Genomic DNA, 26,577 nt, shown 5'->3' with positions numbered 1-26,577 from the left:
CGCCGCATCGATGCGGCGAAGAGGGTGGGAGGCCGGAGCCTTCAGCGATTATAGGTCATCGAGGGTCAGCGCCCCGTCGTGCCGGGGGATCCCCAGGTGGGCGTAGGCCTCGGGGGTCGCGACCCGCCCCCGCGGAGTGCGTCCCATGAACCCGATCCGGACGAGGTAGGGCTCGACGACCGACTCGATCGTGTCAGCTTCCTCCCCCACCGTCACGGCGAGGGTGTTCAGTCCCACGGGGCCGCCGCGGAAACGTCGCACGAGCGCGTCGAGCACCGCGCGGTCGAGGCGGTCGAGCCCGAGGTCGTCGACGTCGTAAAGCTCGAGGGCCGCCGAGACGTCGCCCGTCGTCGCCTGTGTCGATGAGCCGCCGTGGACGACGACGTAATCGCGCACGCGGCGCAGCAGCCGGTTCGCGATGCGCGGGGTGCCGCGCGAGCGGCGGGCGATCTCCTCCCGGGATGCCGCGGGCACATCGACGTCGAGCATCACCGCCGAGCGGGCGATGACCTGCTCCAGCTCGACCGGCTCGTAGTACTCGAGGTGCGCGGTGAAGCCGAAGCGGTCGCGGAGGGGGTTGGGGAGCAGCCCGGAGCGGGTGGTCGCACCGACGAGGGTGAAGGGCGCGAGGTCGAGCGGGATGCTGGTCGCACCCGCTCCCTTTCCGACCATGATGTCGATGCGGAAGTCCTCCATCGCGAGGTACAGCATCTCCTCGGCGGAGCGCGCCATGCGGTGGATCTCGTCGATGAACAGCACCTCACCCGGCACGAGGCTCGACAGGAGGGCGGCGAGGTCGCCGGCGTGCTGGATCGCGGGACCGCTCGACATCCGGAGCGGCCGCTCGCTCTCGTGGGCGACGATCATCGCGAGAGTCGTCTTGCCCAGTCCGGGCGGGCCCGACAGGAGGATGTGGTCGGCGGGACGCTGTTGGATGCGGGCGGCATCCAACAGCAACTGCAGCTGTCCGCGCACCTTCATCTGCCCGATGAACTCCGCGAGCGAGCCGGGGCGGAGCGCACCCTCGACAGCGAGCTCGGTCTCGTTCTCGGGGAGGCGCTGGTCGCGGGGATCAGACACCGGAGCGCTCCGCACGGGCCGGGCCCAGCTGGGCGAGCGCGAGTTTGAGGAGTGCCGGTACCGACGCTCCGGCGGGCGCATCGGCGAGGACGTTCTCCGCCGTCTCGAGTGCGACGCGTTCGTTCCACCCGAGCGCCATGAGGGCCGCGGACACCTGCGCGCCCAGCCCCTGCGGAATCGGGGCGCCCGCGGCGGTGCGGGTGGGCGCCGTGAGCTTGCCGGCCAGCTGGACCACGATGAGCTTGGCGGTCTTCGGACCGATGCCCGAGACGCGACGGAACGGAGCGTCGTCCTCGTCGGCGACCGCCGTCGCGATCTGGTCGACAGTGAGGGACGAGAGGACACCGAGGGCGGACTTCGGACCCACGCCGGACACGCTGAGCAGATGCCCGAAGACGTCGAGCTCGGAGCGGTCCTCGAATCCGAAGAGCAGCATGGCGTCTTCACGGACGATCATCGCCGTGTGGACGAAGACCTCGTCGCCCAGGTGCACCTGCCGTGCGTACTGAGCGGTGACGGCCACGGCGTATCCCACACCGTGCACGTCGATGACGGCGGAGTCGGGTTCGAGGTGGATCACGCGACCGCGCAGCGAGGAGATCATGCGACGAGCCTACGGGAGCGTTCGGACGTATGTTCGAGCGACACGCATCAGCGTCGCGACGCCTTCTCGGCCTCAGCCCAGGCGCGCTGGGCCGGCGTCAGCGCCGCACCGACGGGGGCCGACGACCCGCGCCGCCAGGCATGGCACAGCGCGAGCGCCAGGGCATCCGCTGCGTCGGCCGGCTGCGGGAGAGCGTCGAGACGCAGCACGCGGGCGACCATCGTCTGGACCTGGAGCTTCTCGGCGTTCCCATATCCGGTGATCGCCGCCTTCACCTCCGACGGAGTGTGCGTCGCGGCGGGCAGCCCGTGCTCGGCCGCGAGGAGTAGGGCTATGCCGCTCGCCTGGGCGGTGCCCATCACCGTGCTCCGGTTCTGCTGCGCGAAGACCCGCTCGACGGCGACGACGTCGGGCCCGTGCTCGGCCAGGACCGCACGGATGCCGGCGGCGATCGTCGCGAGGCGCTGCTCGATCGGCGCCTCCGGCGAGGAGCGGACGACACCTACGTGGACGAGCGAGGCCGACCGGTCGGGGCGGACATCGACCACCCCGACGCCGCACCGGGTCAGGCCCGGGTCGATCCCGAGAACGCGAAGAGCGGATGCCACTCCCCCACGCTAGGCGGGAGGTGCGGCATCCGCTCGTCGGCGCGCCCGATGAGGCTCTACTCTGACTCGTCGTCCTCGAGCTCGGCCTGCACCTCGGCGGTGAGGTCGAAGTTGGCGTACACGTTCTGGACGTCTTCGCTGTCCTCGAGGGCGTCGATGAGTCGGAAGACCTTGCGCGCCGTGTCGGCGTCGATCTCGACCTTGAGGTTCGGGACGAACTCGACGTCCGCCGACTCGTACTCGATGCCCGCGTCCGTCAGCGCGGTGCGGACAGAGACGAGGTCGGATGCCTCGGTGACGACCTCGAAGCCCTCGGAGTGCGGCTCGATCTCCTCGGCGCCCGCCTCGAGGGCGGCCATCATGACATCGTCCTCGGTCGTGCCCTCGCCGGAGACGACGATGACGCCCTTGCGGGCGAAGTTGTACGCGACCGAGCCGGGGTCGGCGAGCGTGCCGCCGTTGCGGGTGAGGGCGGTCCGGACCTCGGCGGCGGCGCGGTTCTTGTTGTCGGTCAGACACTCGACCATGAGTGCCACGCCGTTCGGGCCGTAGGCCTCGTACATGATCGAGGTGTACTCGACGGACTCGCCACCGATGCCTGCGCCACGCTTGATGGCGCGATCGATGTTGTCTTTGGGGACCGACGTCTTCTTGGCCTTCAGGACGGCGTCGAACAGCGTCGGGTTGCCCTGCAGATCGGCGCCGCCGAGCTTGGCGGCGACCTCGATGTTCTTGATGAGCTTCGCCCACGACTTCGCGCGACGCGAGTCGATGACGGCCTTCTTGTGCTTGGTGGTCGCCCACTTGGAATGTCCGCTCATGGGACTCCTCTCGGAAAAAGCGCAGGGTCCAGTCTAGGACCGAGGCCGAGCCCCTTCGCTACGCGTCACGCGCGGCATCCAGGAGGAGCTCGTGGAAGCGCCTCTCGCCGTCGAGCTCGGGGTGGAACGAGAGCCCCATCACGCCCCCCTGCCGGACTCCGACGACGCCGCCGTCGGGGAGACGCGCGATCACCTCGGCCGACGGACCGACCTCGCTCACGATCGGCGCACGGATGAACGTGGCCTTCACGCGCGGGTCCCCCACCGCCGGAACCTCGAGATCGGTCTCGAACGACTCGGTCTGCGAGCCGAACGCGTTGCGTCGCACGGTCACGTCGAGCCCGCCGAACGTCTGCTGGCCCACGATGCCGTCCTCGAGCCGGTCCGCGAGAAGGATGAGGCCGGCGCACGTGCCGAGGACCGGCATCCCGCCCGCGATCGCCGCACGCAGGGGCTCGCGCATCCCGAAGGCGCGGGAGAGCTTGTCGATCACGCTCGACTCGCCACCGGGGAGGACGAGCGCGGACACCGCGGCGAGATCGCCGGAACGCCGGACCGAGAGGACGTCGGCACCCAGGTCCGTGAGCACCCGGGAGTGCTCACGGACATCGCCCTGGAGGGCGAGGACGCCGATGCGAGGTCTCGTCACCAGCCCCGGTCCGCCAGCCGGTGCGGAGCGGGGAGATCGGACACGTTGATACCGACCATGGCCTCGCCGAGCCCCCGGGACACGTCCGCGACGACCTTCGGGTCGTCGAAGAAGGTCGTCGCCTTCACGATCGCGGCGGCGCGCTCGGCGGGGTTGCCGCTCTTGAAGATGCCGGACCCGACGAACACCCCGTCGGCCCCGAGCTGCATCATCATCGCCGCATCCGCGGGCGTCGCGACGCCACCGGCGACGAAGAGGACGACGGGGAGCGTGCCGGTCTCGGCGATCTCGGCAACGAGCTCGTACGGCGCCTGCAGGTCCTTCGCGGCGACGTAGAGCTGATCCTTCGACAGCGCCGACAGGGCGGCGATCTCACCGCGGATCTTGCGGATGTGCTTCATGGCCTCCGACACGTCGCCCGTGCCGGCCTCCCCCTTGGAGCGGATCATCGCCGCTCCCTCGGTGATCCGCCGCAGTGCCTCGCCGAGGTTCGTCGCACCGCAGACGAAGGGCACGGTGTAGCCCCACTTGTCGATGTGGTTCACGTAGTCGGCGGGTGAGAGGACCTCGGACTCGTCGATGTAGTCGACGCCGAGCTCCTGCAGCACCTGAGCCTCGACGAAGTGTCCGATACGCGCCTTGGCCATCACGGGGATCGAGACCGACGCGATGATGTCGTCGATGAGATCGGGGTCGCTCATGCGTGCGACGCCGCCCTGGGCGCGGATGTCGGCCGGTACGCGCTCGAGCGCCATGACGGCGACGGCGCCGGCGTCCTCGGCGATCTTGGCCTGGTCGGCGGTGACGACGTCCATGATGACGCCGCCCTTGAGCATCTCGGCGAGGCCGCGCTTGACGCGCGCCGTTCCGGTCGAATTCGTTGGCATAGGCCAAAAGTTAGCATGACCCGGACATAGACTCGACGGCATGACGAACGATGTCCTGGCGATCAGCGGCGACACCGCTGCGGAGATCGCGGACAGCATCCGTTCCCTCATCGACCGCGGCGATCTCGCCCCGGGCGCTGCGCTGCCGCCGGTTCGCGCGCTCGCCGACACGATCGGCGTCAACCGGAACACGGTCGTCGCGGCGTACCGCCACCTCGCCGCCGCGGGCGCCGTCGAGACGGCCGGCCGAGCCGGAACCCGCGTGGCGCCGCGCTCGGACCCCGCCCAAGAAGGCTTCGCCGCCGACACGGTCCTCCGCGACATCGCGACGGGGAACCCCGATCCGACCCTCATCCCCGACCCCTCCCTCGCCCTGTCGAGCCTCGCCGGTCGCCCCGTCCTCTACGGAGAGCCGACGATCGACCCGGACCTCGAAGCGTGGGCCGCCCGGTGGATCGAGAACGACCTGCCGGGCCGCGACGACCTCCGGTTGACGATCACCGGCGGTGCCGTCGACGCGCTCGAGCGGCTGTTCGCCGACGCCCTCACCCGCGACGACGGAGTCGGACTCGAAGACCCTTGTTTCCTGTCGGCACTGCGGACCGTGAAGATCGGCGGCTACCGGCCCGTCGCCATCCCCGTCGACGACCACGGGATGACGGTGGTCGGCCTCCAGGCCGCGCTCGACGCGGGCGTCCGCGCCATCGTCTGCACGCCTCGGGCGCAGAACCCCACCGGCGTGAGCCTGACCGCCGAGCGGGCGGCGGAGCTCCGCGCCGTGCTGGCGCGGCATCCGTACGTTCTGGTCATCGAGGACGACCACTTCTCGATGCTCTCGCGGGAGCCGTACCACTCGATCATCGGCCCAGACCATCGTCGGTGGGCCCTGATCCGGTCGGTCTCGAAGTTCCTCGGGCCGGACATGTGCCTGGCCGTGACCGCGAGCGACCGCGACACGGCGGAGCGACTGGCTCGGCGGCTCAGCCCCGGGTCGACGTGGGTGAGCCATCTCCTGCAGCGCCTCGCCGTCACCCTGGTGTCCGACGACGAGGTCATGGCAGGGGTCGAACGCGCGGCTCAGCACTACCGATCGCGCAACGAGGCGTTCGCCGACCAACTGACGCGCCAGGGTGTCCCCACGACGGCGGGCGACGGCCTCAGCCTGTGGGTGCGCGTCCCGGCTCCCGCCCGCGCCGTCGCCGAGCAGCTGATGCGACGCGGCTGGCTCGCTCGACCCGGCGACGAATTCGTCCTCGCCGACGACGACGCCCGTCGTCGCCTGCGCCTCACCGTCCACGACCTGTCCGACACTGACCTCGCGCGGCTCGCCGCCGACGTCGCCGCCTCGGCGCGAGCGATCGCGCCCTCACCGGAAGCGAGTACCGCCCCGTGAAGATCCTCTCCATCCAGTCCGCCGTCGCGTACGGCCACGTCGGAAACTCCGCCGCCGTGTTCCCGCTGCAGCGCATCGGCGTCGAGGTCTACCCGGTCTACACCGTCAACTTCTCGAACCACACCGGGTACGGCGCCTGGCGCGGCCCGCTCATCAGCCCGCAGGACGTCGCCGACGTCATCACCGGCATCGAGGAACGCGGCGCCTTCGGCGAGATCGACGCGGTCCTCTCGGGCTACCAGGGCGGCGAGGGGATCGGCGACGTCATCCTCGACGCCGTCGCGCGCGTCAAGGCCGCCAATCCGAACGCGATCTACGCTTGCGACCCTGTCATGGGCAACGCGAAGAGCGGATGCTTCGTGGCCCCCGCCATCCCGGTCCTCCTGCGCGAGCGGGTCGTCCCCGCCGCCGACCTGATCACGCCGAATCAGTTCGAGCTCGGCTTCCTCACCGGGACCGACCCGGCCGATCTCGAGTCGACCCTCGCCTCCGTGGACGCGGCGCGTGCCCTGGGACCGTCGACCGTGCTCGTGACGAGCGTCGAGCGGCCCGAGCGCCCCGAGGGGACGATCGAGATGCTCGCCGTGACGGATGACGGTGCCTGGATCGTCCGCACCCCCCACATCCCGATGAAGGCGAACGGCTCCGGCGACGTGACCGCCGCCCTGTTCACCGCCCACTTCCGTGAGAGCGGGAACGCCGCCGACGCGCTCGCGAGGACCACCTCGAGCGTGTTCGACCTTCTGCAGAACACCTACGACGCCGGCACGCGCGAACTGCAGCTCGTCGAGTCGCAGGAGGCGTACGCGCACCCGCGGATGCAGTTCGAGGTCACTCAGGTCCGGTGACCACCGCGGGCGGCGGGCTCGTCAGAGGACGGGCCAGCCGTCCGCCACCGACTGGCGGACCTCGCCGAGCAGCTGGGGAAGCGCCTTCGTCTTCGCGATGATCGGGAAGAAGTTCGCGTCCGTCGCCCACCGGGGGACGACGTGCTGGTGCAGGTGCGCCGCGACGCCCGCACCGGCGACCTCGCCCTGGTTCATCCCGAGGTTGAAGCCGTCGCAGTTCGCGACCTTCCGCAGCACCCGCATGGCCACCTGGGTCAGCGCGCCGATCTCGGCGACCTCCTCGGGCGTCGCCTCGTCGTACGTGCCGAAGTGGCGGTACGGGCACACGAGCAGGTGACCGGAGTTGTACGGGAACAGGTTCAGCAGGACGTACGCCGTCTCGCCGCGGGCGACGATGAGCCCTTCCTCGTCCGACTTGCCGGGTGCGGCGCAGAACGGGCAGTCGTGCTTGAGGGGTTCCGGTCCCGCCTGGATGTAGGCCATCCGATGCGGGGTCCAGAGTCGCTGGAACTCGTCCGGCACGCCCGCGAGAGCGGATGCCGGTTCCGCACGACCCTCGTCGGGGTCGCTCATACGAGGTCCTCGGCCGTGTTCACGAGAAGACGACCCGAGATCGCCGCGACGATCTTGTCGATCGCCTCGTCCACCGGGATGCCGTTGGTCTGCGACCCGTCGCGGAACCGGAACGAGACCGTGCCCCCGGAACGGTCCTGCTCGCCCGCGATGAGCTGCAGGGGGACCTTCTGGGTCGTGTGGGTGCGGATCTTCTTCGGCATGCGGTCGTCGGAGTGGTCGACTTCGGCGCGGACGCCCACCGCGCGCAGGCGCGCGACGATCTCGTCGAGGTACGGACCGTACTCCTCGGCGACGGGGATGCCGACGACCTGGACGGGAGCGAGCCACACCGGGAAGGCCCCGGCGTAGTGCTCGAGGAGGATCGCGAAGAAGCGCTCGATCGAGCCGAACAGCGCACGATGGATCATGACCGGACGGTGCTTCTCACCGTCGGGGCCGGTGTACTCGAGCTCGAACCGCTCGGGCTGGTTGAAGTCGAGCTGGATCGTCGACATCTGCCAGGTGCGCCCGATCGCGTCACGCGCCTGGACCGAGATCTTCGGACCGTAGAACGCCGCCCCGCCCGGGTCGGGCACGAGCTCCAGACCGGAGCCCTCGGCGACCTCGCGGAGGGTCTGCGTCGCCTCATCCCACAGGCGGTCGTCGCCGATGAACTTGGGGTTCCCCTCCTCCTTCGTCGACAGTTCGAGGTAGAAGTCGTTCAGGCCGTAGTCGCGCAGGGTCTGCAGCACGAAGGCGAGGCTGTGCTCGAGTTCGCCCTTGACCTGGTCGGCGGTCACGTAGATGTGGGTGTCGTCCTGCGTCATCCCCCGCACCCGGGTGAGTCCTGCGAGCGTGCCGCTCTTCTCATACCGGTAGACCGAGCCGAACTCGCTGAGCCGCAGCGGCAGCTCGCGGTAGCTGCGTCCGCGCGAGCGGAAGATCAGGTTGTGGAACGGGCAGTTCATGGGCTTGAGGTAGTACTCCTGGCCCTCGCGTGAGACGTGGCCGTCGGCATCCACCACCTCGTCGAGCACCATCGGGGGGTACATGCCGTCGGCGTACCACTGCAGGTGGCCGCTCGTCATGAACAGATCGCCCTTGGTGATGTGGGGCGTGTTCACGACCTGGTATCCGTTGGCGAGGAGACTCTCGCGCATGTAGCGCTCGATCTCGTACCGGATGATGCCGCCCTTGGGGTGGAAGACCGACAGGCCGGGCCCGATCTCCTCGGGGAACGAGAAGAGGTCCAGGTCCTTGCCGAGCTTGCGGTGATCGCGCTTGGCGGCCTCCTCGAGACGCTGCTGGTAGGCGCGCAGCTCGTCCTTCGTGGGCCACGCGGTGCCGTAGATGCGCTGCAGCTGCGGGTTCTTCTCGCTGCCGCGCCAGTAGGCGCCGGCGACGCGGGTGAGGTCCCAGCCGTTGCCGGCGACACGGGTGCTCGGCACGTGGGGCCCGCGGCAGAGGTCCTTCCACGCGGTCTCGCCGTCGCGGGTGACGTTGTCGTAGATGGTCAGCTCGCCGGCGCCGACCTCGACCGAGGCGCCCTCGGCGGCTTCCTGCGATCCGCCCTTCAGCCCGATGAGCTCGAGCTTGAACGGCTCGTCGGCGAGTTCGGCGCGGGCCTCGTCATCGGTCACCACACGACGGACGAAGCGCTGCCCTTCGCGGACGATGCGCTCCATCTCCTTCTTGATGGCCTTCAGGTCTTCGGGCGTGAACGGCTCGTCGACGCCGAAGTCGTAGTAGAAGCCGTCCGTTATCGGCGGACCGATCCCGAGGTTCGCCTGCGGGCGGACGCGCTGCACCGCCTGGGCGAGGATGTGGGCCGTCGAGTGGCGCAGGATGTTCAGCCCATCGGGGCTCGACACCGTCACGGGCTCGACGCCGTCCAGAGAGTCGACGACCGTCGCGAGGTCCTTCAGCTCGCCGCGGACACGGAGGGCGACGACGGAGCGGTCGGGGAACAGGGCGAAACCGTCGGCAGGAAGGTCGACATCCGCCGGGGCGATCAGATCAGACAAGGGAGGATCTCCAGGAAGTGGCTCGGATGAGAGTAGTCAGCTTCGAGCGCACGACGCGCTCCGCCCGCTCAGGCCCGCGGCGTTCGCGTACCGGCGAGGTGGGATGACCGGCCGTTCTGCATCCTGCGAGTCTACTGGGCGGCGGACAGGGGCGATGATGGATGCCGTGAAGCTCGCTCTCGCGGGACTCGTCCTGCTCCTGGGGGCGATCGCCGCCCTCGTCACCGGGGTCCTCCCCCTCGCCGACCTCGGCGACGTCGCCGAACGCGTCCTGCCGATCCTCGCGTTCGTCGTGGCGGTCACGATCGTCGCAGAGCTCGCCGCGAAGGCCGGCGTCTTCGACGTCACGGCGTCGTGGCTCGCTCGCCTGTCGCGGGGACGCACGGCGCTCCTCTGGGTGCTCGTCGTCGTGCTCGCCGTCGTGACCACGGCGTTCCTCTCCCTCGACACGACAGCCGTGCTGCTGACGCCCGTCGTCATCGCCGTCGCCCGCGCGAACGGTCTGCCCCCACTGCCGTTCGCGCTCACCACCGTCTGGCTCGCCAACACCGCCTCCCTCGTGCTCCCGGTGTCGAACCTGACGAACCTCCTCGCCCTGGCTCGGATGCCGGGGGCCGCCGACCCTGCCTCGTTCGTCCTTCTTCTGGGCCCGTCCGCCGCGGTCGCGATCCTCGTGACCGTCGGATTGCTCTGGGCGTTCCACCGCCGGTCGCTGGTCGGAACCTTCACGGTGGCGGCGCCGCCGCGGGTGAGCGACAGGGTGCAGCTGGTCGCGGCATCCATCGTCGTCCTGGCACTGCTCCCCCTGCTGGTCAGCGGTCTTGAGCCATGGATCCCGGCGACGGGCGCAGCCGTCGCGCTGCTCGTCCTTTTCGCCTGGCGTTCGCCGCGGGCCCTCGGCATCCGCTTGGTGCCGTGGTCGCTGCTGGTCTTCGCCGCCGGCCTCTTCTCCGCCGTCGCGGCGCTCGAGGCGTGGGGTTCCGGCCAGCTCGCCACGGCGCTCGCCGGCTCGGGGGCGGAGCCCCTCGACCTCCTGCGCATGTCGGGAACCGCGCTCGTCACGGCGAACGGGCTCGACAATCTGCCCGCGTATCTGCTCCTCGAGACGACGGCAGACACGCCGGAACGTCTTGCGGCGCTGCTGATCGGAGTTAACGCGGGCCCCCTGATCACCCCGTGGGCCTCGCTCGCGACACTTCTCTGGCATCAACGGCTCGTCGCCGCAGGCGTCCACCTGCCGTGGCGTCGGTTCGTCCTCTGGGGCCTCGTCGCCGCGCCGCTCGTCGTGGCCGCAGCCACGGTGCCGCTCCTGTTCCGCTGACCCCGCGCCGCGGGCGCCCGGGGTCAGGCGACGGTGAGGTCGACCTGGATCTCGCCCGCGAGCTCCTCGAGCGCGGTGGTCACCGTGGCGGCGTCCGCTCCAGCCGGGAGACGGAACGCGACAGTCGCCTCGAAGAGCGTCCCACCGGCCATCGGCGCGTCGAGCGTGCGACTGCGGAACGTGTCGATGCTGAGAGTGTGAGCGGCGATCGCGGCGGTGACGTCGCGGACGATGCCGGGACGGTCATTGCCGAGGACCGTCACCTCGAGGGAGCGCTCGACGGCATCAGCGGACGCGATGGCCCGGCCGCCGTGGACGGTGACGCGCAGCATCCCGTCGAGCCCCTCGAGAGCCGCGACCAGGTCGGCTTCGCGGTCATCGTCGATCGTGACGAGGACGATGCCGGCGAACGCGCCGGCGAGTTCGGCGAGCTCGCTGCGCTCCCAGTTGCCGCCGACGGCGGACACCTGCTCGGCGAGGGCGTTGACGAGTCCCGGACGGTCGTCGCCGACCACAGTGAGCACGAGGTGGGCCATGGCCGGATCCTATCGTCCCGGCTGCGCGGGCGCAGGGCCGTGCGCGCGGGGGATCCGCAGGCGTAGCGTGCGGAGCATGAAGGCACTCCAGTACACGCGCATCGGTTCCCACCCTGAAGTCGTCGAGATCGAGAAGCCCTCTCCCGGACCCGGTCAGGTCCTCCTGAAGGTCACCGCCGCGGGCGTCTGCCACTCGGACGAGTTCGTCATGAGTCTGAGCGAGGAGGAGTACACCGCCGCCGGGTATCCGCTCCCGCTCACCCTCGGGCATGAGGGCGCGGGCATCGTCGAGGAGCTCGGCGAGGGCGTCGAACACCTCCAGGTCGGCGACGCGGTCGCCGTATACGGGCCCTGGGGTTGCGGTCGTTGCCGCAATTGCGCTCAGGGCAAGGAGAACTACTGCACGAACGCGCAGGCCGAAGGGATCATGCCTCCGGGTCTCGGCGCGCCCGGTTCGATGGCGGAGTACATGATCGTCGACAGCGCACGTCACCTCGTGCCGCTGGGCGACCTCGATCCCGTGCAGAACGTGTCACTGACGGATGCCGGTCTGACGCCCTACCACGCGATCAAGACGTCCCTGCCGAAGCTCGGCGCCGGGACGACCGCGGTCGTCATCGGAACGGGCGGGCTGGGCCACGTCGCGATCCAGATCCTCCGTGCCGTCTCGGCGGCGACGGTGATCGCGCTGGACGTCACCGACGAGAAACTCGAGCTGGCACGGGAGGTGGGCGCGCACCACACCGTGATCAGCGACGAGAACGCGGTCGATCGGATCCGCGAACTCACCGACGGCCTGGGAGCGAACGCCGTCTTCGACTTCGTCGGCGCCGAGCCCACGATCGCGACCGCCGTCGCGGCGGCGGCGCTCGACGCGGACGTCACGATCGTCGGGATCGGCGGCGGAACAGCGCACGTCGGCTTCGGTTCCATCGCCTACGACGCGGCTCTCCGCATCCCCTACTGGGGGTCGCGCAGCGAGCTGATCGAGGTGCTGGACCTCGCTCGTTCCGGGCAGGTCGGCGTCGAGATCCAGCGGTACTCGCTCGACGACGGACCGAAGGCATACGAGGCCCTCGCCGCGGGAACGGTCCGCGGCCGCGCGGTCATCGTCCCCTGAGGCGACCCGGGTCCGCGGTCACGCCTCTCCTGCGTCGGTGACGACGGGAGCCAGGATGATGATCGCGGCCCCCACCAGGGCGATCGCCGACCCGACGTAATCCCAGAGCGTCGGACGGAACCCGTCGACCACGATTCCCCAGGCGAGTGAACCTGCGATGAAGACGCCGCCGTAGGCCGCGAAGACTCGACCGAAGTTCGCATCCGGCTGGAACGCGGCGACGAACCCATACGCCCCGAGTGCGACGATGCCCAGGAGCGCGAACCACCAGCCGCGGTTCTCGCGTACGGCCTGCCAGATCAGCCAGGCTCCGCCGATCTCGGCGAGGGCGGCGACGACGAAGAGGGCGACGATCCGGGCGGTGGTCATGGGGTCAGTCTGTCAGCGAGGGATCCCCCGGTGTGACACGGCCGCGCCGGACACGGGAACAGCTGATCGGATGGCACAATGACAGAGGAGACCGCAGCTCCGCCCTCTCTGTACGCCTAGACCTGGGTCGGTTCCATGGGACTCCTCTCTTACAACGCCACCACTCGATTCGACATCGACGACCGCACCCTCGTGCACCTCGAAGCCGTGATCTACGCGAAGCTCCGCCGAGGTGAGGCGTTCCTGTTCACGTGGTCGCGAGCAGCGGGAGAAGGCACCGGGCGCACGACCGTCTGGATGAACCGCGCGGCGCGTCTCGCGTTCCGGCGCCGCCACGACACCCGCATCCCGCTGAATCAGGACTGGGTCGCGCGGCTGATGACCCTGGCGAATTCGCCTGCCGGCCTGCACGAGCTGCCGGAGTCCGACGAGACCGCCGGCTGACGGCGCGGGGCGCGCGATCGCGCGCCCTGTCGGCGCAACAAAAAACCCCCGGATAACCGGGGGTTTGTCTGTGCGCGATACTGGGATCGAAACTGTATCTGCGCAACTGGGCAACACCCCCTGCGACGCCAGGCCGAGCCTCGTTTTGGCGCGTATTCTTGCGGTTGAAACGGATCCAGTGTTAACGTCACTGGAACGCAGGAGGCCGCACGAAACGGCACAGGATATTGCACGGTATTGCACGGCGGAGGGGGCAGCATGGCGAAGCGGAAGCGGCGGGAGTCGTTCGGCGCTGTGCGCAAGCTCCCCAGTGGGCGCATTCAGGCGTCGTACGTCGGCCCTGACGGTCTCCGTCACAACGCGCCCCAGACCTTCGACACCCTCACGGATGCCCGCGGATGGCTTGCGGCGCAGCAGGTCCGTGTTCTCTCAGGCGAGTGGTCGACCGAGGAGACCCGCGCCGCCGAGTCAGCAAAGACGTCGCGCGCCACAACCTTCGCCGAGTATGCGGAGAAGTGGGTCAGCGAGCGCACAACCCGTGCGGGTCAGCTGCGCCCAAGGACGGCCGCCGAGTACCGCCGGCTCATCCGCGGGCCGCTGGCTCCGTTCGGTGCGCTCCGGTTGCAGGCCATCACCCCTGAGGGTGTTCGGGCCTGGTACTCGGGGCTCGTCGGGGCGGGCACGAAGACCCAAGCCGCGCGCGCCTACGAGTTGCTGAAGTCGGTCCTGCGCACTGCGGTCGACGATGGACGGATCAGGAAGAATCCGTGTCAGATTAGCGGCGCGGCGTCCGCGTCGACGGGACGCAAGGTCACTCCCCCGACTGCTGCCGAACTGCAGAGCATCGTTGACTCGATCACGCCCCGCTTCCGGGCCGCGGTGATCCTCGCAGCGTGGACGGGCGTGCGGTACGGGGAGCTCACCGAGCTTCGCCGGAAGGACATCGAGGTGCTCGAGGGTGAGAACGGCGGCAAAGCGATCGTCGTGAACGTATCCCGCGGGGTCACTCACGTCACCGGTCAGGGGTTCATCGTTGGCCCGACGAAGTCCGAGGCTGGCGTCCGGAGCATCGTTCTCCCTCCCCACGTTAATGACGTCGTGCTCGACCACCTAGCGCAGCACGTTGGACGTTTCCCGGACTCTCTTCTCTTTCCTGGCTCGGACGGCTCCGGTCATCTCGGTCAGTCCGCGTTCTACAGGCACTGGAACCCGGCGCGCGTGGCTGCGAAGAGGCCAGACCTTCCCTGGCACGGCTTGCGTCACTACGGGGCGACGAGAGCGGCTGTGGCCGGCGCCACGTTGAAGGAACTGCAGGCGCGTCTCGGTCACTCGACCGTCGCCGCCGCGATGCGGTACCAGCACACCGCTGGCCGCGATGAAGAACTTGCGAGGCGGATGTCCGAACTCGCATGACGTGGCGGCGCCCGCCGCCACGAAAGTGCCCCCGCTCGAGTTGCAGCTCGAACAGGGGCTAGGTCAAGAAACCGGAGAGTCCCATGACCACTACGAAGGATACCCGCACGCCCGAACTGACGGTGGAAGACCCAGACCAGCGGGACTGGATTCTGATCCATACCGAGGTTCTGCAGTACGCACCGGACTGGGCAACGCACGCGTCCGCCCATTTCGAGAGTGACGGCAGCGTCGGGATCGGGTTCGACGGGAACTACGGCTCGGTGCAGATCGGCATGGCCATCATTTGGAAGGCCGGCCGGATCGAGGTTCCCGACAACGGGCTCACGGACGTGTTCTTCCGTGAGAACGAAGGTCCGATCGACGTCGACATCCTCAACGCGTATGCGCGGGATTTCGCCGCCGCTGCCGAGGCGTTCGCGAAGGCGGGTGCCTGACATGCTTGTCAATCACTACGTCGCCCGAAGCCAAGACCTGCAGCTCGCCATGATTGAGGGCACCGAGGTCACCACGATGTGCCGTGACCGATTCGTGCCAGCAGTTGTCGTCGGGACAGGCGGGAAAGCCCACCAGCCTGGTGCCGCTCTCTGCGCGCGCTGCGAGGAGCTCTCCGACATCCAGCAGCAGTGGTCGCGCTTGAAGGACGAACGGGACCGAATCGACGCAGAGATCGCCGCCTACGTCGCTCGGTGGCACGCCATCCGCCAAGGCGTTGCCGAACCCGCCGAGGCGGTGACGGCATGGCCATCAGCGTCCAGGAACTAGACGCTCGGATCGCCAACCCCGCTCTATTCGCGGCAGCAGACGATCTCGCCGAAGCGGAACTGGCACGCCGGGCGGCTGTCGAAAGCGGCGCTGCCGTGTGGCTTAGCCCGCAGGACGCGGCTGCCCGCATCCCCCAAATGACCGTGCAGAAGCTGACCGCGCTCCGCAAGCGCCGACAGGGCCCCAACTTCGCGATGCCAGCCCTCGGCACGATCGTGTACCTCGAGACCGACATCGACGCATACTGCGCGCGGCTGGAGGAGGCAGCGTGAGCGAGATCACATGTCCGATATTCGATTGGTGCGAACTCAAGAACCCCGAGCACATCACGGAAGACCTTCACGGCTTCAAGTTCGTCGTTGTCGCAGAGGAAAGCTCGGTCGATGTTCGCGTCTTTCACGGAACCCGCGAGGGCGAAGACGTCTGGTCTATCAACATGGACATTGGTGACTGGGTCATCGAAACAGCCACGACAGCGTTGCTCGGTGACGAACTCGATCGTGAGTTCACGAACCTTCGCTCGATCGTCGATCAGGTCGAAGCTCGGGTCCGAGAGTTCCACCGCCGCCACGTTGGGATAGCAGTCCGACGGAACGCTGACGTGGACGAACACCTCCGCCGGCTTGCCGACGCGTGATTAAGGGGTGCCCGCGCTGCGGGCACGCCCGCCCCTCCGTAGCTCAGTGGATAGAGCGGGCGCTTTCTAAGCGACGGGTCGCAGGTTCGAACCCTGCCGGAGGGACGAATAATAATGGAGCAACTATGAGCCGGAAGAAGCGCTGGAACGGCCCGGAGCACGGCGGGTGGAACAACACCGCCCGAGGGCCAGGGCCATACATCTCGATCTACTGCCGCGGATCGGCGACGAACCCGCACGACAAGTGGAGGATCGCGTCGCTGCAACTCCAGGTGCTGGGCGGTTCAGCCTTTTGGGTCGAAAGCGCGTCCGGTTACGCCGAGCATGATCGCGCGGTGCTCTTCACGACTCACCCGTCCATCAGTCAGTATCTCGTCGACGACCGCTGGGTAGATCGGGACGACCTTGATGCCCGACGCGAAACAGGATTCAGGCTCCGTTGGTCGATGCGATGCACGTTGTGCCGCGCGTCAGGGCTCGGCGGAGGATTCAGCGAGGTCTTCCCGCGCCCCTTAGACCTAACACCCGCGATCACCGAATTGGCACGACTCCGGGCCGCAGATGGGGTTCTTGAGCTGTCGGGCCAAGCATTTACATCGCATGTTCGTCGACACGCCAGTGGCACAAGCCCGCAGGAGTCGGCGTGACCGGGTAACCTTTACATGCACAGAGTTGGGCCCCGTCTTAAGACTTTGAGGCTCCCTGGTTGCACCCAGCCTCCAGCAGAGGAAGTTTCCTCATGCCTGGAGGCATTCTCATATGTGCGCATCGCACCACCCCGAATGGGTGACTCTCGCCGACGCTGCAGAACACTTCGCCGTCAGCTCCGACACAATCCGCCGGATGATCACACGGGGGGAGGTCGAAGGGCGGCGATTTGGACCGCGCCTGGTTAGGGTACGGATCGCTGACGTCGCCGCGGCTGGCCGGCCGCTCAGCTTCATCGGCGGTGGCGAAGAGTGACCGCAAACGAAAGCCGCCCGGAGGCGGCAGTCGAAGATCTCGCTGGCAGGCTGATCTCCTCAAAGGTTACCGGGCACGCGACGTGGAACCATGATCGCCACGCGTCGGGCGGTGGGTGCTAATGGGCTTCCGGGACGCCGAATGGGCCTACGGGCTCGTCGGGCTCGCCATGCGAGAGAAGGTCGTACTCACAGCCCTCTGCCACCGCACTGACGACAAGTCTCACGAGACCTACGTCGGACAGCAGACGATCGCCGACATGATCGGGAGCTCCGCCGACTTCGTCCGCCGCGGGCTGAAAGAACTCGAGCGGGCAGGCGTCATCCAGCGCACGCGGCGCACGGGCCAGGGTGGCTACCGAACCTCCGACATCACGGCCGTCAATCTCGCCTACCAGGCTGAAAGCCAACTAGGCCAAGCGCCTACTAGGCCCAACGCCTACCAGGCTGTCAGCCCCGACCTAACCGGCTCTCAGCCGCGACCTACCCAGACGACAGCCAGTGCAGAAGAGATCACTCAGTTAGGTCAATCAGAAGATCACTCAGACTCTGTCGCGGATGCGTTCGAGCGAGCGTGGAAGTCGTGGCCAAGGCACGCCAGCAAGAGGGCTGCAGAGCGAGCCTTCGTGAAGGTCGCGCATGCACGCGGCCACGCGGCGATCGAGGCAGACGTCTCACTGCACGGGCTCGCCTATGCACGGTCGGAGCGTGAAGCGCGGTTCGTGCCTCTCCTCAGCACGTGGCTGCGAGACGAACGGTGGACCGACGATCTACCGGTGCCGCCCGTCGCGGATGGGATGTCCATCCCCCGCCCTCGGCACCAGTTCACCTCGCTCGAACCTCGACGCGACGAAGACGCGTGGATGAATCCCGGGCAACTGACCCGCACGCAGCAGAACATGCTCGTCGTCGCCCGGATGGAGGCTGCCGCGCAGGCCGAGTGCGCGCATCGTTGGATGCCCGACGGCACGTGCAACTACTGCACCCAGCGGCAAGCCGAGGTCGAGGCATGACCGGGCAGCGTCCAGCACCCAAGCCGGCCAACTTGTTCCAGCTCACCCGCACCTGGAACGACCCCGAAGCGTTCGCGCAAGAGCTCAATCGGTACTACGAGCAGCTACGTCAGCAGGCTGATCCGGGCACCGACATCACCTCACCCCGGCGAGGCGACCAGTGACCGCGCGCATCGAAGCCGGATCGATTCTCCTCAGTCCCGCCGACGCCGCGATCCTCTACCAGGTGCTCGGCGTCAAGCGGGAGCGTGATCGGCACCGCGTGGGAAACAAGCGTGTCTACGACCTCCTCACGGAACTAACGATCTGCGCCTTCAGCGAGGTTGCCGCCGTCGGCAACGAGCCTCGGCAAGACGCGGCAAGAGAGGAACGTGAGTGGTGGACGGTTCACCAGATATACGAATCGACCGGGAGGCGAAGGTCCGAACGGACCATCCGTCTCGACTGCCAGACCGGAGCATTGCCAGCTCGCAAGACATCGACCTGGCTAGTCACCAACAAAGACGCCACCACGTACATCGCCGCACACCGCCGGTAAGGAAGGAACAAGCAATGGCACTCACCAAGCTCGAAGCCGAGATCGACCAGAACCGCGAAGCCGCACAGTCGGCCATCCGCCAGTTCCAGAACTCAGCCACCGCAACCCGCGCCGACACGAACCTCTCCGACGTAGGCAAGCAAAAGCTCATCGCGGACGCCTACCTCCTCACGAAGGATGCCTTGCACCAGCACCGCACGGCCGAGAATGCCGTCATCAGCAACACGCGGACCGCTCTCGAGCGGAAACTGTTCGGGCAGACCAGCAGCGACCCCAGCTCGATCATCGCCTACCGAGACGCACAGGACCGAGTGCGAGGCATCGACGCCGGCGGTGAAGAACAAGCCCTCGACATGCTCCGCACGGCCCGCCTCTCCGGCGACACCACCCTCGAGGCCGCTCTAGTCGCGCGAGCAACCGAGACCGGCTGGCGCGAAGTCATCGACGCATACAAGAACGACAACCCGTCGGGAGCCGCAGACCTCCAGGACCTCGCACGACTGAACGGCTGGGCAGAATCCTGGCAGACACAGGTCGAGGCCACCTTCGCTTACGACCTCGCCAAGCCCAAAGAGATCGAACGGTACAGCGATCACAGCCTCCGCGAGCTCGTGAACGGCACGTCGGAGAGCCGCTACACCGCGTCCGGAGGCTGGTGAGAATCATGGCCAACGCCGCGAACACGCGAGGTGGCACCCCATCCTCCCCTCCCCCACGTCGGCCCTCACGGTGCACAGGGCCCGTACCTCCCCGCGTGCTGAAACGTTCGGCCCTTGGGTTTCCGGAAGGCGGGCGATGAGCGAAGTCACTACCCATGAGACCCTCAGCACCGCCGGACGGACGCTGTGGGATTCCGTGACCGAGACTTTCGAGCTGGATGACAAGGAGGCGATCCAGCTAGAGGAAGCGTGTCGAGTCCGGGACACCATCAGCGACCTTCGGGACCAGGTGCAGGAAGACGGCATCATGCTCTCCTCGTCGCAGGGAAGCCGTCTACACCCTGCGGTGGCCGAGATTCGGAGTCAGCAGCTGGTTCTGGCCCGCCTCCTCGCCACGCTGCAGATCCCTTCTCTCGAGGAAGACGAGCTACCCGCCTCTTCGGGCGTACGCGGCGTTTACGCGCTCTCCGGGTCGGCGAGAGGAGCCCGCAATGCGTCGTAAGCGCAACGTGACCGAACCGATGGCTCTCGAGGCCGGGATCAGTGTCGAGTCGCTCCGGCCGTGTCCGCCCGACGACTTCACTGCCGACTACAAGGAGCGGAGGCGCACGTTCCGGGCGTGGTACAAGGAACGCGAGGCCTGGGTCGCCCGTCGTGAGGCTTACGCGGCGGAGCACGGTTGGCCGGGCGGAGAGCTTGCTCGACTCGACGAAGAGATGAACGCACATCCGCTAGATCGCGTTCCGTTCGACCCCGCTTGGGAGGTCGCGCATGGATATCTGTAGGGCTCAACGATTCGATCACCCGGAGGGGGATCTAACTGGCCACGGGGAGTGCGCTTGGCGCGGGGGGAAGGGGCTTCAGCCCCAGGAGGGAGTCACCCATGAGTGACATCGATTTCGACGCGGTGATCCGCGGGGTACGTATCGCGGAGGTGACGGAAGCGCTCGTAGTGGCGACTATCCGAGCTCGCTCGCTTGACGAGGCCGCGGCAGAGCTGGGGAGGCTGGCTGACCCGCTTCCGGAAGATGAGCAGCTCCAGGTCATGACGGGCCTGGCGGGCTCGCTGACAAACGCGATCGTGATGATGCGCGCCGGCATCCCGGGGGTCTCTGGAGTCCTCGACTCGATGCTCGCGATCTACGCGGCGGGTGACGCCGTGAGTGGGGCGGAAGGAGGCACCCATGGCTGAGGTGGCCAGTGCGAGTGTCGCCCTCATCCCAACCTTCGCTGGTGGGCCTAAGCAGATAGAACGCGTCATGGCCCCGCACCTCGATCGTGCCGGCGTGACTGGTGGTCAACTATTCGGCGCTGCCTTCTCGCGTGGCGTAGCCGCGTCACCCGCGTTGGCGGCGGCGGCTGGCATCGGGGCTACCCTTGCCGGCGGCTTCAAGCGGCTCCGCACCATCGATGAGGCTCAGGCCAAGCTTCGCGGTCTCGGCAACGATGCACAGCAGGTGGAGTCCGTCATGGACTCTGCACTCAAAGCTGTGCAGGGCACCGCATTCGGGCTCGGTGATGCGGCGACGATCGCCGCCTCTGCCCTGGCCGCGGGCGTGCGTGGCGGGTCTGATCTGACGCGGTACCTCACCCTCGTCGCAAACACGGCCGCCGTCACAGATGATTCGCTCACGAGCGTCGGCAACACCCTCAACAACGTCCGCACTCTCAACGCGGCGTACAACGACAGCCTGCAGATCCTGTCGCAGAAGGGGCTCCCGGTCTATCAGCTGCTCGCTGATCAGATCGGTGTGACGACTGCAGAGGTCAAGCAGCTCGCTTCTGAGGGGAAGATCTCGGCAGCGGAGCTCGAGCGGGCGATCGCTGGGCGCGTTGGTGCTGCAGCGCAGGAGATGGGCAAGTCGTTCTCCGGTGTTCTCGACAACCTGCAGGCCTCGTTCTCCCGCACCGGAGCCAACCTGTTGGGTGGAGACCTCCAGGGGCCGACGACTGCTCTGACACAACTGACCGAGACGATGAAGGACTTGGAACCCGTCGCCAGGGTCATCGGGGATGGTCTCGGCGGTGTCCTGACCGTCCTGAATAAGATTCCCGTCCCGCTCGCCGCGGCAGCGGCAGCGGGGCTGCTGTTGTCGCGGCACAGCACGGCCATCGCTGCGGGGAGTACTCGCGCAGCGGGGGCGCTCCGCATATTGACGACTAATGCCGGCGCGGCGCGCGTGATGGTCGTTGGTGTTGATGGAGCGGTCACTGCTACCACTGCGCGGATGAACTTGTTGTCCTCTACGAGCGCTCGGGTCGGTGGAAACCTGATGACCGCGTTCGGCGGTCCCGTGGGTCTCGCCATCACGGGTGTGTCGCTGGCCGTCGGTGGTCTCATCTCGGCTTGGCAGGCTGGGGAGCAGGCCGCCGCTGACCAGAAGGCGGCCGTCGACGACCTGACTGCCTCGCTCGATAAGAACACGGGCGCTGCGACGGAGACCACCTTCGCGACAATCACCAAGCAGCTCCAGGAGGCGGGCACCCTCGACCGGCTTCAGAAGCTCGGGCTCGGGATCGATGGTGTCAGTAAGGCGATCGTTGAAGGTGGGCCCGCGCTCGACGAGTATCGCGAACGCCTTCGCAAGATCATCGATGAGTCCGGAAAGACCAGCTACAACGGCCAGAAGTATCTGTCTGAGGAAGGTCAGGAGGCGATCCGGGCGCTCGCTGAGCTGAACAAGAAAGCCAACGAGAACGCTGAGTCGATGCGAGTCTTCGGGCAGGCTGCATCTGCTGCGGGCGAGGAAGTCAAAGGTCTGGCACCGGCTTTCGACTCGGTGAGGGACGCGGTCGACTCGGCGTTCGCCAGCGTCAATGGGCTCGCGGGTCAGACGTCCGCGATCCGTGACCTGGCGCAGTCGTTCATCGACAACGGCAACGCGATCAACACAACGACGTCCGGTGGTATCGCGAACCTTGGCGCGTTGCAGGCGACGATCGCCGCGATGGCGGACAACGCGGGCGACAACTACGGCGTGTTCGTCAGCAACGTCGGCGGGCTGATGTCGTACCTCGACTCTCAGGGCATCAACACGCAGAACGTGATGGGCGCTGTCCGCGCGGCGGTGGAGAACGTCGCCGGCAAACGGTACTCGATCTTCTTCGACGGGTCGCAGTTCATCGCGGAGTCCAACCAGGTCGTGAAGGCCGCACGCGCGACGATCGCGGCGGCGACGATGGTGACCCGTGCGGGTGACCTCACCCTCAACCGCAACACCCCGGGGTTCAACTCGGCGGTGCGCGCACTTCGGGACTTCGATTCGACGGTCCGTCAGGCCGCTCAGGCGCAGACGTACATCGGCTCCCAGTTCCGTGGGGTCAAGTCGGCGGCGGTGGGTTCCGCGAAAGCGGTGAAGTCTGTCGGGTCGTCGATCAAGAAGACGAGCGCGACGGCGGCGAAGGCTGCGCAGAAGACCGCTGTGGATCTCAAGTCGATCCGTGAGGAGTTGTACGCGACCGCGCGGGCTTGGCTCGCCCCATCGTCGTATACGTCCGAGGCTGTGTCGCTGATGGACCGGATCCGTGAGTCGTTCTCGGATAAGGCGATCGGCCGGGGCACTCGGAACCGTCTCATCGAACGGGTGAAGCAGACCGATCAGGCGATGCAACGGGTCGTGAAGAACCGCGAGCGTCTCGCGGATCAGATCGATGCGGCGTCGGAGAAACTGGCCGACGCGGTTGCGCTGCGCAACGACTACCGGTCGCAGATCATCGAGGGCATCCGGGATCTTGCTGACATCAGCAAGTACTCGGCCGCTGAGGACACTGTCAACGCGCTGCGTGAGCAGTACCAGGCGTTGGGTGACATCGCGAAGTACACGGCCGCTGAGGATGCGATCGTGGCCCTCCGGGATCAGTACCGGGCGTTGGGTGACCTGTCGAAGTTCGCGGCTGACACGGCGGATGACACGCTCGCGACTCTCCGCACCCAGTACCGGGCGCTGGGGGCGTTGTCGAAGTTCGCTGAGGACGTCGAGAAGACAGTCACTGAGACGTATACGCAGGGTGGCCGGGAGTACACGGTTCAGCAGGTCGTCAAGCAGAAGAAGAACGCTGACGCCCTGATCCAGGGCTTGTCGGATCAGGTCGCTGCTGCGGAGTCGTTCCAGGTGAACGTGAAGCAGCTGCAGTCGCTCGGGTTGAACAAGACGACCCTCGACGAGCTGATGAGCGATTTCCTGTCCTCCGGGGACGGGTCGATCATCTCCGAGCTCGTGAAGGGTGGTTCGTCGGCGGTCGCTGAGGTGAACGCGCTGATGGGCCGCTTGGGTGCGATGGCGGGGACGGCTGAGACCGTGTCCGACCAGCAGGCCACGGCCCGGAAGAAGATCACCGATGGGTTGAAGGATCAGCTCACGCAGGCGAAGCAGTTCAAGGCTGCGTACTCGAAGCTGCAGAACCTCGGCCTGAACGACACGTCCCTCGCGGATCTGCTCGGCGATTTCACGTCGTCGGGTGATGCGTCGCAGATCCGTGCGCTCGCTGCGGGTGGTGCGGATGCGGTGTCGTCGGTGAACTACTTGATGTCGCAGTTGTCGAACCTTGCGGGGAAGACCCGGACGGTGTCGCAGGAGCAGGCCGCTACCCGGCAGGCGATGGCGTCGGGGCTGCGTGAGCAGGTGGAGCAGGCGAAGTCGTTCAAGTCGGCGTACGCGAAGCTCGAACGCCTCGGGTTGAACGAAACGTCGCTGGCGAACTTGATGTCCGAGTTCATGTCGAGTGGTGACGCGTCGCAGATCAAGGCGCTCGTCGCTGGCGGGAAAGCTTCCGTCGGTGAAGTGAACCGGCTGATGAACCAGCTCGGTGAGCTCGGCGGGAAGACGCAGACGATCGCTCAGAAGCAGGCAGCGACACGAACGGCGGTCGCGAACGGGCTGCGGAAGCAGCTCAGTGAGGCGAAGTCGTTCAAGTCGGCGTACGACAAGCTCCGCAAGGCGGGCCTGAACGACGCGTCCCTGCAGAACCTGATGACCGATTTCCTGTCGACGGGTGATTCGGCTCAGGCCGCAGCGATCGCCGGTGGCGGGAAAGCGACCGTCAACGAGATCAACAAGCTGATGAAGGACATCGGCGGGGTCGCGGGTGACGGGAAGACGGGGTGGGCGAAGGCCGTAGCGGACGACATGTTCGGTGCTGGTGTGAGCGCGGCGGACGGGTTCCTGAAGGGGCTGCAGTCGCGTGACAAGGCGCTGAACAAGCAGTACGCAGCGATGGCGGCGACACTGCTAGCGACGATCCGTAAGGATCTGGGGATCCGGTCCCCGTCGCGGAAGATGGCGCAGCTCGCTGGCTACACGTCGGACGGGTGGAACCAGAACCTGCACCTCGACCCGATCAGCCCGGATGTCGCAGTGTCCGACCCGATGACTCGGGCGGGGATGGCTGATGGTTCCGGGCTCGTCGTGTACGTCGAGAACCCGTGGACCGGTGAGGAGGTTCGTGCGCACACCGTCCAGGTCGCTCGGGGCGAGATGGATGCTCAGTCGTCAGCCCGCGCGCTGACCCTCCGTGGTGGAAGGCGGAACTGAAAGCCGCCCCCGCGCGCCAGACGGCTGGGCGCGGCCGGCTTTCGTTGTCACACGAACATGCGAAGCAAGGGGCCTCACGATGCCGACCATAGCCTCCTGCACCGACGGTCCTGGCAGTCCGTGACACACGCCAGTTGATGTTACGGCGGACCCGCATGCCCGGCCCGACCGACGTCGCGGCTGGGCCGCTCGTGAGTGCGTGGGCTCGCTTGTGGTGCAGTCGACGGTCATGAAATCTCATCGACCGCGCCGGCCCACACCCAGCAACGATGCTCCTGACCATTGATAATGAACGTGATGCCAACAGCGGACGGCGTCCACCGTGCGGCGATCGCATCGATACGAACCGGGGTATCTCCGAACCGCACCCACGCTTTCACCTTCCGACGCGGCTTCGGATCGACCGTCAGCGGCACCTCGTCAAGGCGTAGCTCGAGCGGGGTGAGTGTCTGCAGCGGCTGATCGCGTGCTGTGACCTGCAGTGCCCGCTCGTTCATGCGCGCGTCCACCGCGGCGGCGTATCTGCGGTTCGATCCCAAGGCCCCACCAATCGTTCCTCCGGCCGAGCATGCCAGGGCACGCCGACACCCACCGCAGGAAGAGCGCACCTGACGCACGGTCCAAGGCTCGAGCCGTGGAACAATCACAGACGTGCCAGTGTTCCCATCGATGAAGCCAGCTGCCCTGCAGCGACTTCTCGAGACTGAGTTGGGTTACTCGGTCGAGGCACAGCGCGGTTCACACAAGAAGATGGTCAGTGACCGGGGCTATCCGCGTCTGACTTTTGCGTTCCACGATGGGGTTGAAGTCCCGAAGGGTCTCGTGCGTAAGATCCTCACCAAGGATGTAGGCCTCACGGTCGAAGCCGCCGCACAACTACTTGGAATAGGGTGATGTTATGCGACAGATCACGCTTGTGATCCATCAGGAGGATGACGCCTGGTGGGCCGAGTCTCCTGAGCTTCCAGGCTTCTCCTCGGCTGCTTCATCGATCGATGAGTTGCGGCGAGAAGCACGGGAGGGTGTGGCTTTCCACTTGGACGATGCCGCCTTCGCGATCGTCGAGAAGCTGCACCAGGACAAGCAGGCGGCCCCTTGGTGGATCACGTCGATTAGCGACGGCTTCGCGTCGGCCATGGGTCGCGCACGCGGGGCGACCGTTGTCGCTAGCGCTATGCCCGAGCCTGTCGCGCTGTGAGCGGCATTGCAGCTGCGGCACGACTGTCGATCGTCGTCGCTGACTTCGCAACTATCGACGCCGCCGGGAAGGTGAACGTCGTGGGCGGGAACGTTGCTATCGTCGGCTTCGACCCCTCGCAGGGCCTCAGCACGAGGTTCTCTGTTTGGGCTCACGTTGCCTTGCCTAATCATCTACTCCCAGCGGAGTTCTCGATGGAGCTGGCCCTTCTAGACGGCGATGAGGTGTTCGCGATCGGTGGCCCCGTTGGTGAACAGGCCGTGCGAATGGCGCAGCCAGTGATGATGGATAAGTCGACAGCACCGGTCAACGGGATGCTGCGCGATCACGTCGGGGCAAGCCATCAAATGGTCGTCGACTTCGGTGGTGGTCTGCCTCTTCAGCCGAACGGTGCATACACGTGGCGCCTCCAGATCGATGGTGACGAGAAGTTCGAACTCCGTTACCCGATGGCCGTAGTTGGTCCCACTCCGGGCGCAGTGATCGGGTGAGATGAAGGCTGAGCTGCGAGCTGACGGCCTTGAAGACGGCTCACAGCCTCCGTGCCCAAGCTGTGGGACGATCATGCGAGACGTGAATGGCGGTTACGAGTGCGGCGGGGA

33 protein-coding genes and 1 tRNA gene are annotated in these 26,577 nt (G+C 67.2%); 23 read left to right on the top strand and 11 right to left on the bottom strand.

Annotation, left to right across the window (positions count from 1 at the left end; translation table 11 throughout):
• Positions 1-48: 48 nt before the first annotated feature.
• From ruvB to pdxS, 6 genes are read right to left on the bottom strand one after another with little or no spacing between them, the layout of a single operon-like run.
• Positions 49-1,080, bottom strand: coding sequence for a Holliday junction branch migration DNA helicase RuvB (gene ruvB / locus AC4NN1_RS01795; protein WP_018186721.1), 1,032 nt, complete (start codon positions 1,078-1,080; stop codon positions 49-51).
• On the bottom strand, positions 1,073-1,684 hold the full coding sequence (gene ruvA / locus AC4NN1_RS01790) for a Holliday junction branch migration protein RuvA (RefSeq protein WP_018186720.1): 612 nt from the start codon (positions 1,682-1,684) through the stop codon (positions 1,073-1,075). Before ruvA ends, ruvB begins: the two co-directional genes overlap by 8 nt.
• Before the next feature lie 47 nt (positions 1,685-1,731).
• Positions 1,732-2,292, bottom strand: a complete 561-nt coding sequence (gene ruvC, locus AC4NN1_RS01785; RefSeq protein WP_018186719.1) for a crossover junction endodeoxyribonuclease RuvC — start codon at positions 2,290-2,292, stop codon at positions 1,732-1,734.
• Positions 2,293-2,348: 56 nt separating this feature from the next.
• On the bottom strand, positions 2,349-3,113 hold the full coding sequence (locus AC4NN1_RS01780) for a YebC/PmpR family DNA-binding transcriptional regulator (protein ID WP_018186718.1): 765 nt from the start codon (positions 3,111-3,113) through the stop codon (positions 2,349-2,351).
• A 58-nt stretch (positions 3,114-3,171) separates the two neighbouring features.
• Complete coding sequence (gene pdxT / locus AC4NN1_RS01775) at positions 3,172-3,762, bottom strand: pyridoxal 5'-phosphate synthase glutaminase subunit PdxT (RefSeq protein ID WP_491954400.1); 591 nt, start codon at positions 3,760-3,762, stop codon at positions 3,172-3,174.
• On the bottom strand, positions 3,759-4,649 hold the full coding sequence (gene pdxS, locus AC4NN1_RS01770; RefSeq protein ID WP_018186716.1) for a pyridoxal 5'-phosphate synthase lyase subunit PdxS: 891 nt from the start codon (positions 4,647-4,649) through the stop codon (positions 3,759-3,761). The genes pdxT and pdxS overlap by 4 nt, the downstream gene beginning before the upstream one ends.
• A 40-nt stretch (positions 4,650-4,689) precedes the next feature.
• On the opposite strand from pdxS, the gene AC4NN1_RS01765 reads away from it, so the two are divergent.
• Both AC4NN1_RS01765 and pdxY read left to right on the top strand, forming a co-directional pair.
• The gene (locus tag AC4NN1_RS01765) at positions 4,690-6,042 is read left to right on the top strand and encodes an aminotransferase class I/II-fold pyridoxal phosphate-dependent enzyme (RefSeq protein WP_116229128.1); all 1,353 of its coding nucleotides are present in this window, start codon (positions 4,690-4,692) and stop codon (positions 6,040-6,042) included.
• Positions 6,039-6,890 carry a pyridoxal kinase PdxY gene (gene pdxY, locus AC4NN1_RS01760; RefSeq protein ID WP_018186714.1) on the top strand — a complete coding sequence of 284 codons (852 nt, stop codon included), beginning with the start codon at positions 6,039-6,041 and terminating at the stop codon, positions 6,888-6,890. The genes AC4NN1_RS01765 and pdxY overlap by 4 nt, the downstream gene beginning before the upstream one ends.
• A 21-nt stretch (positions 6,891-6,911) precedes the next feature.
• Here the strand turns inward: pdxY and AC4NN1_RS01755 are convergent, their stop codons facing one another.
• Positions 6,912-7,463 carry an HIT family protein gene (locus AC4NN1_RS01755; RefSeq protein ID WP_020097321.1) on the bottom strand — a complete coding sequence of 184 codons (552 nt, stop codon included), beginning with the start codon at positions 7,461-7,463 and terminating at the stop codon, positions 6,912-6,914.
• Positions 7,460-9,469, bottom strand: coding sequence for a threonine--tRNA ligase (thrS, locus tag AC4NN1_RS01750; RefSeq protein ID WP_491954399.1), 2,010 nt, complete (start codon positions 9,467-9,469; stop codon positions 7,460-7,462). Before thrS ends, AC4NN1_RS01755 begins: the two co-directional genes overlap by 4 nt.
• A 154-nt stretch (positions 9,470-9,623) precedes the next feature.
• On the opposite strand from thrS, the gene AC4NN1_RS01745 reads away from it, so the two are divergent.
• On the top strand, positions 9,624-10,790 hold the full coding sequence (locus AC4NN1_RS01745; protein WP_491954398.1) for an SLC13 family permease: 1,167 nt from the start codon (positions 9,624-9,626) through the stop codon (positions 10,788-10,790).
• Between the two features lie 23 nt (positions 10,791-10,813).
• On the opposite strand, the gene AC4NN1_RS01740 is transcribed toward AC4NN1_RS01745, so the two are convergent.
• Positions 10,814-11,326 carry a glycine cleavage system transcriptional repressor gene (locus AC4NN1_RS01740; protein ID WP_491954397.1) on the bottom strand — a complete coding sequence of 171 codons (513 nt, stop codon included), beginning with the start codon at positions 11,324-11,326 and terminating at the stop codon, positions 10,814-10,816.
• 76 nt (positions 11,327-11,402) lie between these two features.
• Here AC4NN1_RS01740 and AC4NN1_RS01735 point away from each other — a divergent pair, with 76 nt between their 5' ends.
• Complete coding sequence (locus tag AC4NN1_RS01735; protein WP_336123614.1) at positions 11,403-12,446, top strand: NAD(P)-dependent alcohol dehydrogenase; 1,044 nt, start codon at positions 11,403-11,405, stop codon at positions 12,444-12,446.
• Positions 12,447-12,464: 18 nt separating this feature from the next.
• Here AC4NN1_RS01735 and AC4NN1_RS01730 read toward each other — a convergent pair whose 3' ends face one another.
• Positions 12,465-12,815, bottom strand: coding sequence for a YnfA family protein (locus tag AC4NN1_RS01730; RefSeq protein ID WP_491954396.1), 351 nt, complete (start codon positions 12,813-12,815; stop codon positions 12,465-12,467).
• Between the two features lie 135 nt (positions 12,816-12,950).
• Between AC4NN1_RS01730 and AC4NN1_RS01725 the strand changes: the two genes are divergently transcribed.
• From AC4NN1_RS01725 to AC4NN1_RS01650, 16 genes are all read left to right on the top strand, one after another.
• Complete coding sequence (locus tag AC4NN1_RS01725) at positions 12,951-13,259, top strand: DUF7882 family protein (RefSeq protein ID WP_020097327.1); 309 nt, start codon at positions 12,951-12,953, stop codon at positions 13,257-13,259.
• A gap of 258 nt (positions 13,260-13,517) precedes the next feature.
• Positions 13,518-14,672, top strand: a complete 1,155-nt coding sequence (locus AC4NN1_RS01720; protein WP_491954395.1) for a tyrosine-type recombinase/integrase — start codon at positions 13,518-13,520, stop codon at positions 14,670-14,672.
• An 83-nt stretch (positions 14,673-14,755) separates the two neighbouring features.
• A complete protein-coding gene (locus AC4NN1_RS01715) occupies positions 14,756-15,109 on the top strand; it encodes a hypothetical protein (RefSeq protein WP_491954394.1) in 354 nt (117 codons plus the stop codon).
• A 303-nt stretch (positions 15,110-15,412) separates the two neighbouring features.
• On the top strand, positions 15,413-15,709 hold the full coding sequence (locus AC4NN1_RS01710) for a hypothetical protein (protein ID WP_491954393.1): 297 nt from the start codon (positions 15,413-15,415) through the stop codon (positions 15,707-15,709).
• Positions 15,706-16,074 (top strand): hypothetical protein, encoded by a 369-nt coding sequence (locus AC4NN1_RS01705; RefSeq protein WP_491954392.1) that lies wholly within the window; start codon positions 15,706-15,708, stop codon positions 16,072-16,074. The genes AC4NN1_RS01710 and AC4NN1_RS01705 overlap by 4 nt, the downstream gene beginning before the upstream one ends.
• 32 nt (positions 16,075-16,106) lie before the next feature.
• Positions 16,107-16,179 (top strand) — tRNA-Arg (locus tag AC4NN1_RS01700).
• Positions 16,180-16,199: 20 nt separating this feature from the next.
• Positions 16,200-16,721, top strand: a complete 522-nt coding sequence (locus tag AC4NN1_RS01695) for a hypothetical protein (protein ID WP_491954391.1) — start codon at positions 16,200-16,202, stop codon at positions 16,719-16,721.
• A gap of 112 nt (positions 16,722-16,833) precedes the next feature.
• Positions 16,834-17,037, top strand: coding sequence for a helix-turn-helix transcriptional regulator (locus AC4NN1_RS01690; protein ID WP_491954390.1), 204 nt, complete (start codon positions 16,834-16,836; stop codon positions 17,035-17,037).
• Positions 17,038-17,158: 121 nt separating this feature from the next.
• On the top strand, positions 17,159-18,049 hold the full coding sequence (locus tag AC4NN1_RS01685; RefSeq protein ID WP_491954389.1) for a helix-turn-helix domain-containing protein: 891 nt from the start codon (positions 17,159-17,161) through the stop codon (positions 18,047-18,049).
• Positions 18,046-18,213, top strand: coding sequence for a hypothetical protein (locus AC4NN1_RS01680; protein ID WP_491954388.1), 168 nt, complete (start codon positions 18,046-18,048; stop codon positions 18,211-18,213). The genes AC4NN1_RS01685 and AC4NN1_RS01680 overlap by 4 nt, the downstream gene beginning before the upstream one ends.
• A complete protein-coding gene (locus AC4NN1_RS01675) occupies positions 18,210-18,587 on the top strand; it encodes a hypothetical protein (RefSeq protein ID WP_491954387.1) in 378 nt (125 codons plus the stop codon). Before AC4NN1_RS01680 ends, AC4NN1_RS01675 begins: the two co-directional genes overlap by 4 nt.
• Positions 18,588-18,601: 14 nt before the next feature.
• Positions 18,602-19,246 carry a hypothetical protein gene (locus tag AC4NN1_RS01670; RefSeq protein WP_491954386.1) on the top strand — a complete coding sequence of 215 codons (645 nt, stop codon included), beginning with the start codon at positions 18,602-18,604 and terminating at the stop codon, positions 19,244-19,246.
• A 136-nt stretch (positions 19,247-19,382) separates the two neighbouring features.
• Positions 19,383-19,748: a terminase gene (locus AC4NN1_RS01665; protein ID WP_491954385.1), complete on the top strand. Its 366-nt coding sequence runs from the start codon at positions 19,383-19,385 to the stop codon at positions 19,746-19,748.
• A 7-nt stretch (positions 19,749-19,755) separates the two neighbouring features.
• Positions 19,756-20,031 carry a hypothetical protein gene (locus AC4NN1_RS01660; protein WP_491954384.1) on the top strand — a complete coding sequence of 92 codons (276 nt, stop codon included), beginning with the start codon at positions 19,756-19,758 and terminating at the stop codon, positions 20,029-20,031.
• A gap of 98 nt (positions 20,032-20,129) precedes the next feature.
• Positions 20,130-20,438, top strand: coding sequence for a hypothetical protein (locus AC4NN1_RS01655; RefSeq protein WP_491954383.1), 309 nt, complete (start codon positions 20,130-20,132; stop codon positions 20,436-20,438).
• A gap of 67 nt (positions 20,439-20,505) precedes the next feature.
• Positions 20,506-24,777 carry a tape measure protein gene (locus AC4NN1_RS01650; protein ID WP_491954382.1) on the top strand — a complete coding sequence of 1,424 codons (4,272 nt, stop codon included), beginning with the start codon at positions 20,506-20,508 and terminating at the stop codon, positions 24,775-24,777.
• A 227-nt stretch (positions 24,778-25,004) separates the two neighbouring features.
• Here AC4NN1_RS01650 and AC4NN1_RS01645 read toward each other — a convergent pair whose 3' ends face one another.
• Entirely contained in the window at positions 25,005-25,286 is a 282-nt protein-coding gene (locus AC4NN1_RS01645) for a hypothetical protein (protein ID WP_491954381.1), read from the bottom strand.
• A 160-nt stretch (positions 25,287-25,446) separates the two neighbouring features.
• On the opposite strand from AC4NN1_RS01645, the gene AC4NN1_RS01640 reads away from it, so the two are divergent.
• Genes AC4NN1_RS01640 through AC4NN1_RS01630 form a run of 3 tightly spaced genes read left to right on the top strand, consistent with a single transcriptional unit; the run spans position 25,447 to position 26,466 of the window.
• Positions 25,447-25,671 carry a type II toxin-antitoxin system HicA family toxin gene (locus AC4NN1_RS01640; RefSeq protein WP_491954861.1) on the top strand — a complete coding sequence of 75 codons (225 nt, stop codon included), beginning with the start codon at positions 25,447-25,449 and terminating at the stop codon, positions 25,669-25,671.
• Positions 25,672-25,675: 4 nt separating this feature from the next.
• Positions 25,676-25,975: a type II toxin-antitoxin system HicB family antitoxin gene (locus tag AC4NN1_RS01635; RefSeq protein ID WP_491954380.1), complete on the top strand. Its 300-nt coding sequence runs from the start codon at positions 25,676-25,678 to the stop codon at positions 25,973-25,975.
• Positions 25,972-26,466 carry a hypothetical protein gene (locus AC4NN1_RS01630; protein ID WP_491954379.1) on the top strand — a complete coding sequence of 165 codons (495 nt, stop codon included), beginning with the start codon at positions 25,972-25,974 and terminating at the stop codon, positions 26,464-26,466. Before AC4NN1_RS01635 ends, AC4NN1_RS01630 begins: the two co-directional genes overlap by 4 nt.
• The last annotated feature ends 111 nt before the right edge of the window (positions 26,467-26,577 follow it).

This window comes from Microbacterium sp. MDV22-iso44 (genome assembly GCF_058629135.1).
Note: the sequence above shows the minus strand (reverse complement) of the source record. Positions and strands in the feature narration are given on the sequence as shown.

Bases quoted from the DNA above. Each gene is read 5' to 3' on its own strand.
- AC4NN1_RS01740 (WP_491954397.1), bottom strand. From the start codon at position 11,326: ATGGCCCACCTCGTGCTCACTGTGGTCGGCGACGACCGTCCGGGACTC.
- AC4NN1_RS01715 (WP_491954394.1), top strand. From the start codon at position 14,756: ATGACCACTACGAAGGATACCCGCACGCCCGAACTGACGGTGGAAGAC.
- AC4NN1_RS01730 (WP_491954396.1), bottom strand. From the start codon at position 12,815: ATGACCACCGCCCGGATCGTCGCCCTCTTCGTCGTCGCCGCCCTCGCC.
- AC4NN1_RS01670 (WP_491954386.1), top strand. From the start codon at position 18,602: ATGGCACTCACCAAGCTCGAAGCCGAGATCGACCAGAACCGCGAAGCC.
- AC4NN1_RS01690 (WP_491954390.1), top strand. From the start codon at position 16,834: ATGTGCGCATCGCACCACCCCGAATGGGTGACTCTCGCCGACGCTGCA.
- AC4NN1_RS01655 (WP_491954383.1), top strand. From the start codon at position 20,130: ATGAGTGACATCGATTTCGACGCGGTGATCCGCGGGGTACGTATCGCG.
- AC4NN1_RS01735 (WP_336123614.1), top strand. From the start codon at position 11,403: ATGAAGGCACTCCAGTACACGCGCATCGGTTCCCACCCTGAAGTCGTC.
- AC4NN1_RS01685 (WP_491954389.1), top strand. From the start codon at position 17,159: ATGGGCTTCCGGGACGCCGAATGGGCCTACGGGCTCGTCGGGCTCGCC.
- AC4NN1_RS01780 (WP_018186718.1), bottom strand. From the start codon at position 3,113: ATGAGCGGACATTCCAAGTGGGCGACCACCAAGCACAAGAAGGCCGTC.
- AC4NN1_RS01765 (WP_116229128.1), top strand. From the start codon at position 4,690: ATGACGAACGATGTCCTGGCGATCAGCGGCGACACCGCTGCGGAGATC.
- AC4NN1_RS01665 (WP_491954385.1), top strand. From the start codon at position 19,383: ATGAGCGAAGTCACTACCCATGAGACCCTCAGCACCGCCGGACGGACG.
- AC4NN1_RS01640 (WP_491954861.1), top strand. From the start codon at position 25,447: ATGAAGCCAGCTGCCCTGCAGCGACTTCTCGAGACTGAGTTGGGTTAC.
- AC4NN1_RS01745 (WP_491954398.1), top strand. From the start codon at position 9,624: ATGATGGATGCCGTGAAGCTCGCTCTCGCGGGACTCGTCCTGCTCCTG.
- AC4NN1_RS01720 (WP_491954395.1), top strand. From the start codon at position 13,518: ATGGCGAAGCGGAAGCGGCGGGAGTCGTTCGGCGCTGTGCGCAAGCTC.
- AC4NN1_RS01710 (WP_491954393.1), top strand. From the start codon at position 15,413: ATGGCCATCAGCGTCCAGGAACTAGACGCTCGGATCGCCAACCCCGCT.
- ruvA (WP_018186720.1), bottom strand. From the start codon at position 1,684: ATGATCTCCTCGCTGCGCGGTCGCGTGATCCACCTCGAACCCGACTCC.
- AC4NN1_RS01680 (WP_491954388.1), top strand. From the start codon at position 18,046: ATGACCGGGCAGCGTCCAGCACCCAAGCCGGCCAACTTGTTCCAGCTC.
- AC4NN1_RS01725 (WP_020097327.1), top strand. From the start codon at position 12,951: ATGGGACTCCTCTCTTACAACGCCACCACTCGATTCGACATCGACGAC.
- AC4NN1_RS01635 (WP_491954380.1), top strand. From the start codon at position 25,676: ATGCGACAGATCACGCTTGTGATCCATCAGGAGGATGACGCCTGGTGG.
- AC4NN1_RS01695 (WP_491954391.1), top strand. From the start codon at position 16,200: ATGAGCCGGAAGAAGCGCTGGAACGGCCCGGAGCACGGCGGGTGGAAC.
- pdxS (WP_018186716.1), bottom strand. From the start codon at position 4,649: ATGCCAACGAATTCGACCGGAACGGCGCGCGTCAAGCGCGGCCTCGCC.
- AC4NN1_RS01650 (WP_491954382.1), top strand. From the start codon at position 20,506: ATGGCCCCGCACCTCGATCGTGCCGGCGTGACTGGTGGTCAACTATTC.
- AC4NN1_RS01755 (WP_020097321.1), bottom strand. From the start codon at position 7,463: ATGAGCGACCCCGACGAGGGTCGTGCGGAACCGGCATCCGCTCTCGCG.